A 5,929-nucleotide genomic window follows, 5' to 3' on the forward strand; every position below is an offset into this window, starting at 1 on the left:
ACGGCACCCGGATCGACCTCCAGGACCAGTTCACCCTCACCCTCGACGAACTACGCCAGGCCCACGAAGCCACCATCCCCGGCCTCCTCGCCTGACACGTCGATCGAAAAGCCCCTGTCGGATCTCACGGTCCCGGCAGGGGCCTTTTCGTCTCACCGCTTGCACGGTATTACGTAACTACGTATCTTCGACAGCATGGAGCTGGAAAAGCGCGTCGCCGAACTGGAGCGCCGCCTCGCGGTGCTGGAGACCGCGGTACTGGAGACGGCGGCGCCGGAAACCCCGCAGGCGGGCGACGGCCGTGCCGCGCCCCCGGCCGGCGGGGGCGACTTCTGGGCCCTGGACGGGCTCAAGTCGCGGCTCACCGAGGCGGGCGCGACAGACGGCGGGGTGCTGTTCACCGGAGCCGTGACGCTGCCGACCGGGGAACGGTACGAGTGGCAGTACGGCGCCCTCGCCGAAGAGCAACTGGGCGGTGACTGGGCCGAGGCCGCCGAGCCCTTCGCGGCGCTCGGCCACCCGGTCCGCCTCCGGCTCCTGCGCGAGATCCTCGGCGGCCGGCGCACCGCCGCCGAGCTGGCCGCGCTCGAAGAGAGCGGCACGACCGGCCAGATCTACCACCACCTGCGCCAACTGACCGGCGCCGGCTGGCTCCACACCGCCGGGCGCGGCCGGTACGAGGTCCCGCCGGGCCGCGTGGTGCCGCTGCTCGTGGCGCTGGCCACGGCCCGGCCGTAACCGACCACGGGGGAACAGCATGTCCGTACGAAAGTCCGCCGCGATACTCGTCCGCGTCCTGTGGGGGGTCTTCATCGTCCAGGCGGTCGTCTCGCCCTTCGTCGACCCGCCCTACGACTACTGGCTCGGCTGGCTGCCGCTCCTGGCCGCCGTCGCCATCCGTATCGCCCTGAACCGCACGGACAAGCGCGGGACCCCGGCGGAGACCCGGGACGCGGTCGAGGTGGACCCGCCCGTCACCGGGACCTGGAGCGCCCTGAACAGCCCGGCCGACAAGGTGCCGAGCCACGGCACGCACGCCCTGGGCCAGACGTACGCCATCGACATCGTCGCCGCGTCCGCGGAACGCCCGAGGCCGGGCTTCGCGTGGCTGTGGCCCGTCGCCCGGCGCAACGGCGACTTCCCGGCCTTCGGCGCTCCGCTGCTCGCGGTCGCGGACGCCACCGTCGTACACGCCGAGGACCGCCTGCGCGACCACCTCAGCCGCAACTCGCTGCCCGCCCTGGCGTACTTCTTCTTCGTGGAGGGCCTCTTCCGCACCTTCGGAGGGGCGCGCCACATCGTCGGCAACCACGTGGTGCTGGACCTCGGTGGCGGTACGTACGCGATGTACGCCCACCTGCGGCGCGGCTCGCTGCGCGTACGCACGGGCGACCGGGTCGCCGCCGGTCAGCCGCTCGCGAGCTGCGGCAACTCGGGCAACTCCACCGAGCCGCACCTGCACTTCCAGCTGATGGACGGCCTCGATCCGCGCACCGCCCACGGTGTCCCGTTCACCTGGCGCGGCGTGGGCGTGCCGGCGGGCGGCGAGACGTTCACGGCGGAGAGCGCGAAAGTCTAGGTCGTGTTCGGGAAAGTCTCGCCCGGCCCGCGTCGTCCCGCACGCGGGCTCGCGGACGCAGATGCCCGGACACTCCCTAGCCCGGCGCGTCCCAGAAGGCGTCCGTCTGGTCGATGTCCTCGACGCACTCGTCGACGTCGCTGATCTTGCCGCCGACGATCGTGAAGAGGAGGCCGCCCCTCATCTCGATCCCCCGGTCCTCCCGCTCGGCGTACCACTTGTGGGCCGTGACGGCGTGCCCGCGCCCGTCGACGAAGACCCCGTCGAGGTCGACGCGCAGGGACCCACCGGTCAGCTCGAAGAGCCTGCCGAACAGGGACAGGACGTTGTCACGGCCCTTGAAGTGGCCGGAGACCTGACTGGAGCCCGGCAGGTGGTAGGCACAGTCCGACATCATCAGGGAGCCGAGGGTCGCCATGTCGCCCTTGCCGAAGGCTTCGTAGCCCCGGCGGACCAGGGCACTGTCCGGGTGTTCGCTCATGGCCGTCCCGCCTTTCGTACCCGTCATCGCCGTTCACTCCCATCGTCCGCCCGGAGTCCACCCCGTGCCACGCGGCGGCGGGCTAACCTCGCCCCATGCCACCGGTGAGCAAGCGCACCCAGCGAACCCGCAGTTACGACCCGGCCAGGATCCGGGCCGCCGTGCTCGCGCAGTTCGACCACGTACGCCAAGGGGTCCTCACCCTCACGCCCGAGCAGCTCGGGCAGCCGACCAGACTGGGGGAGTGGACGGTCCGCGAACTGGCCGCGCACGTCACCATGGCGATGCGGTCGGTCATCCGCGGGGTGGACGCGCCCGCGCCGCCCACCCGCGACCTGACCCTGCTGGAATGGCCGCTCGCCACCCGGCGGTACGCCGGGGACGTCGACCACGACACCCGGGAGATCGCCGAGGCCGGCGCGCAGGACCCGGCCGCCCTCGCCGCGCTGTACGAGGAGACCGCGCGGGGGCTCGCCGGCGCCCTGGAGGCCCCGGACGACCGCCTGATCGTCACGCGTTTCGGGGGCGTGCGCCTGGCCGACTTCGTGGTCACCCGGACCGTCGAGCTGATCGTCCACACCGACGACCTGAACGACGCGACCGGGCTCGCCGTCCCGTACGAGCGCCAGGCCCTGGCCGCCTGCACCCGGCTGCTGGCCGACGCGCTGGCCGGCAAGGCGCCGGGCGGTTCGGTGGAGGTGCGGGTGCCGCCGTACGCGGTGGTGCAGTGCGTCGAGGGGCCCCGGCACACGCGCGGTACGCCGCCGAACGTGGTGGAGGCCGAGCCGCTGGCCTGGGTGCGGCTCGCCACGGGACGCATGTCCTGGGCGGACGCCCTGTCCACGGCGCAGGTCCGCGCCAGCGGCGAACGGGCGGACCTGACGGCCCACCTCCCGGTCCTCGGCTGACCCGGCCCGCCCCGGCCGGACCCTCCGCCGCCCCCGGCCCCTCCGCGCACCCCGGCCCCCGGACGGCCCAGTGACGGAACCGGGGCCGCGCCCGGTCCGTCCCATCACCATGCCGACCATGCCGAAGAAGCAGTCGTACGCCACGGGGGCCGCCGCCCTCGCCCCGCTCCTCGCCCTCGCCCTCACCGCCTGCGGCACCCAGTCCGGGGACGGATCGGGCGCGGGCGACGGCAGCACCTCCGTACGACCCGACGTGCCGGTCACCGGTGTGCACTGGACCGTCGAGAGCGTCACCGTCGACGGCCGGAAGACCGCCGCCCCGGCCGGCGCGCACGTCCGGATCGACAGCAAGGGGCAGGCCAGGGGGAACTTCGGCTGCAACCACTTCGACGCCCGGGCCACCGTCGAGGGCGACACGGTCACCCTCAGCGACACAGGAACGACCGAGATCGGCTGTCCCGAGCCGCTCCAGAGCTTCGAGGACGCGCTGAAGTCGGTTCTCACCGGCACGTTGAAGGCCACACTGAAGGACGGCCGGCTGACGCTGACCACCGCCGGCGGGGACACCGTCCGGCTCGGCGAGCAGCCCCCGGCGCCACTCGCCGGCACCAAGTGGACCGTGAACTCGCTGGTCTCCGGGCAGGCCGTGACCTCTCTGCCGGCCGGCACCGAGGGCAAGGCGTCGTTCGTCTTCGGCAAGGACGACTCCGTACGCGGCACCCTGGGCTGCAACCAGTTCAGCGCCGCCGTCACCACCGACGGCTCCACGATGACGTTCGGCCGTGTGACCACGACGCGCAGGCTGTGCGCCGGACCGCAGATGGAGCTGGAGCAAGCCCTGCTCAAGACCATGAAGGGCAAGGTCCGGTACGCGATCGACCACCGCAGCCTGACGGTCACCGCCACCGGTGGGACCGGCTTCGCGGCGGGCGCGGAAAACCGGACGACAACCGCTCCCGCCGAGCAGTAGCATCCGGCCCGCTGCGAGGTCCGTCACACCGCCCGCGCCCGGCGGCGGCCGTCCCGCTCCCGGCCGGTCGGCGGGCGGATCCTCCGACGGTCCGCCGGGCGTCCCCGGCCGAGCCCCGAGCGACCCGGCTCAGCCCCAGGTCAGCGCTTGATCGGCGGTCGGCCACCGGTCGGTCGGGGCCTGACCGGCGGTGGTGGGACGAACCCGTCGGCGGCGGCGCGACCGGAACCGCCGCTTCCCCGTACCGCACCCCGGACCGTCCCCAATTCGGACCAGTGGTCGATCTCGCCTACACTCGGTGGCGTGCCACGTGGTGACGGTCGACTCAATCACGATCTGCTTCCCGGCGAAAAGGGCCCCCAGGACGCTTGTGGCGTCTTCGGTGTCTGGGCTCCGGGTGAAGAGGTCGCAAAGCTCACGTACTTCGGGCTCTACGCCCTCCAGCATCGGGGCCAGGAATCCGCGGGAATCGCGGTCAGCAACGGCTCCCAGATCCTCGTCTTCAAGGACATGGGACTGGTTTCCCAGGTCTTCGACGAGACCTCTCTCGGTTCCCTCCAGGGTCACATCGCGGTCGGTCACGCCCGCTACTCGACCACCGGCGCCTCCGTGTGGGAGAACGCGCAGCCGACGTTCCGGGCCACCGCCCACGGCTCGATCGCGCTCGGCCACAACGGCAACCTGGTCAACACGGCCCAGCTCGCCGAGATGGTCGCCGACCTCCCCAAGACGGACGGCCGCGCCACACAGGTGGCGGCCACCAACGACACCGACCTCGTCACCGCGCTCCTCGCGGGTCAGGTCGACGACGACGGCAAGCCGCTGACCATCGAGGAAGCCGCCGCCAAGGTGCTCCCCGAGGCCCGGGGCGCCTTCTCCCTCGTCTTCATGGACGAGCACACCCTCTACGCCGCCCGTGACCCGCAGGGCATCCGCCCGCTGGTGCTGGGCCGCCTGGAGCGCGGCTGGGTCGTCGCCTCCGAGTCCGCCGCCCTCGACATCTGCGGTGCCGCCTACGTCCGCGAGGTCGAGCCGGGCGAGATGATCGCGATCGACGAGAACGGCATCCGCACCTCGCGATTCGCGGAAGCGAAGCCCAAGGGCTGTGTCTTCGAGTACGTGTACCTGGCGCGCCCCGACACCGACATCGCCGGCCGGAACGTGTACCTCTCCCGGGTGGAGATGGGCCGCAAGCTGGCCAAGGAAGCACCGGTCGACGCCGATCTCGTCATAGCGACGCCCGAATCCGGCACGCCCGCCGCGATCGGTTACGCGGAGGCCAGCGGCATCCCGTTCGGTGCCGGCCTGGTGAAGAACGCGTACGTCGGCAGGACCTTCATCCAGCCGTCCCAGACCATCCGCCAGCTGGGCATCCGCCTCAAGCTGAACCCGCTGAAGGAAGTCATCAAGGGCAAGCGCCTGGTGGTGGTGGACGACTCGATCGTCCGCGGCAACACCCAGCGCGCGCTGGTCCGGATGCTCCGCGAGGCCGGGGCCGCCGAGGTCCACATCCGGATCTCCTCCCCGCCCGTGAAGTGGCCCTGCTTCTTCGGTATCGACTTCGCCACCCGGGCCGAGCTGATCGCCAACGGCATGACGGTCGAGGAGATCGGCAAGTCGCTCGGCGCCGACTCCCTCTCGTACATCTCCATCGACGGCATGATCGAGGCCACCACCATCGAGAAGCAGAAGCTGTGCCGAGCCTGCTTCGACGGTGAGTACCCGATGGAACTGCCGGACCCCGAGCTGCTCGGCAAGCAGCTCCTGGAGACCGAGCTGGCCGCCGGACCGGCCGCCACGGCCGCGGCCGACGCCCTCCGTCGCCCGTAGGACCACCCGCAATCCCTGCAGTACGACACGAAAGTTCTCACAGTCATGTCTGAGACTGAGACCACCGGTGCCAGCTACGCGGCTGCGGGCGTCGACATCGAGGCGGGCGACCGCGCCGTCGAGCTGATGAAGGAGTGGGTGAAGAAGACGCGGCGTCCCGA

The 5,929-nt window shown here is 71.8% G+C and carries 6 protein-coding genes; 5 read left to right on the plus strand and 1 reads right to left on the minus strand.

All coding sequences use genetic code 11. The features are described 5' to 3' along the window. Window positions 1–195: 195 nt before the first annotated feature. Window positions 196–738 (plus strand): ArsR/SmtB family transcription factor, encoded by a 543-nt coding sequence (locus tag AC07DW_RS33175; RefSeq protein ID WP_478861342.1) that lies wholly within the window; start codon window positions 196–198, stop codon window positions 736–738. Window positions 739–757: 19 nt separating this feature from the next. Continuing rightward, entirely contained in the window at window positions 758–1,579 is an 822-nt protein-coding gene (locus AC07DW_RS33180) for a murein hydrolase activator EnvC family protein (protein WP_478861343.1), read from the plus strand. Window positions 1,580–1,655: 76 nt separating this feature from the next. Here AC07DW_RS33180 and AC07DW_RS33185 read toward each other — a convergent pair whose 3' ends face one another. Continuing rightward, on the minus strand, window positions 1,656–2,060 hold the full coding sequence (locus AC07DW_RS33185) for a nuclear transport factor 2 family protein (RefSeq protein ID WP_478861344.1): 405 nt from the start codon (window positions 2,058–2,060) through the stop codon (window positions 1,656–1,658). Between the two features lie 95 nt (window positions 2,061–2,155). Here AC07DW_RS33185 and AC07DW_RS33190 point away from each other — a divergent pair, with 95 nt between their 5' ends. The 3 genes from AC07DW_RS33190 (at window position 2,156) to purF (ending at window position 5,768) form a co-directional block, all read left to right on the plus strand. Further along, window positions 2,156–2,968, plus strand: coding sequence for a maleylpyruvate isomerase family mycothiol-dependent enzyme (locus AC07DW_RS33190; RefSeq protein WP_478861345.1), 813 nt, complete (start codon window positions 2,156–2,158; stop codon window positions 2,966–2,968). Window positions 2,969–3,086: 118 nt separating this feature from the next. After that, the gene (locus tag AC07DW_RS33195; RefSeq protein ID WP_478861346.1) at window positions 3,087–3,938 is read left to right on the plus strand and encodes an META domain-containing protein; all 852 of its coding nucleotides are present in this window, start codon (window positions 3,087–3,089) and stop codon (window positions 3,936–3,938) included. 303 nt (window positions 3,939–4,241) lie between these two features. Next, complete coding sequence (gene purF, locus AC07DW_RS33200) at window positions 4,242–5,768, plus strand: amidophosphoribosyltransferase (RefSeq protein WP_478861347.1); 1,527 nt, start codon at window positions 4,242–4,244, stop codon at window positions 5,766–5,768. Window positions 5,769–5,929: the final 161 nt, after the last annotated feature.

The sequence above is a fragment of the Streptomyces sp. NPDC045701 genome (assembly GCF_056432045.1).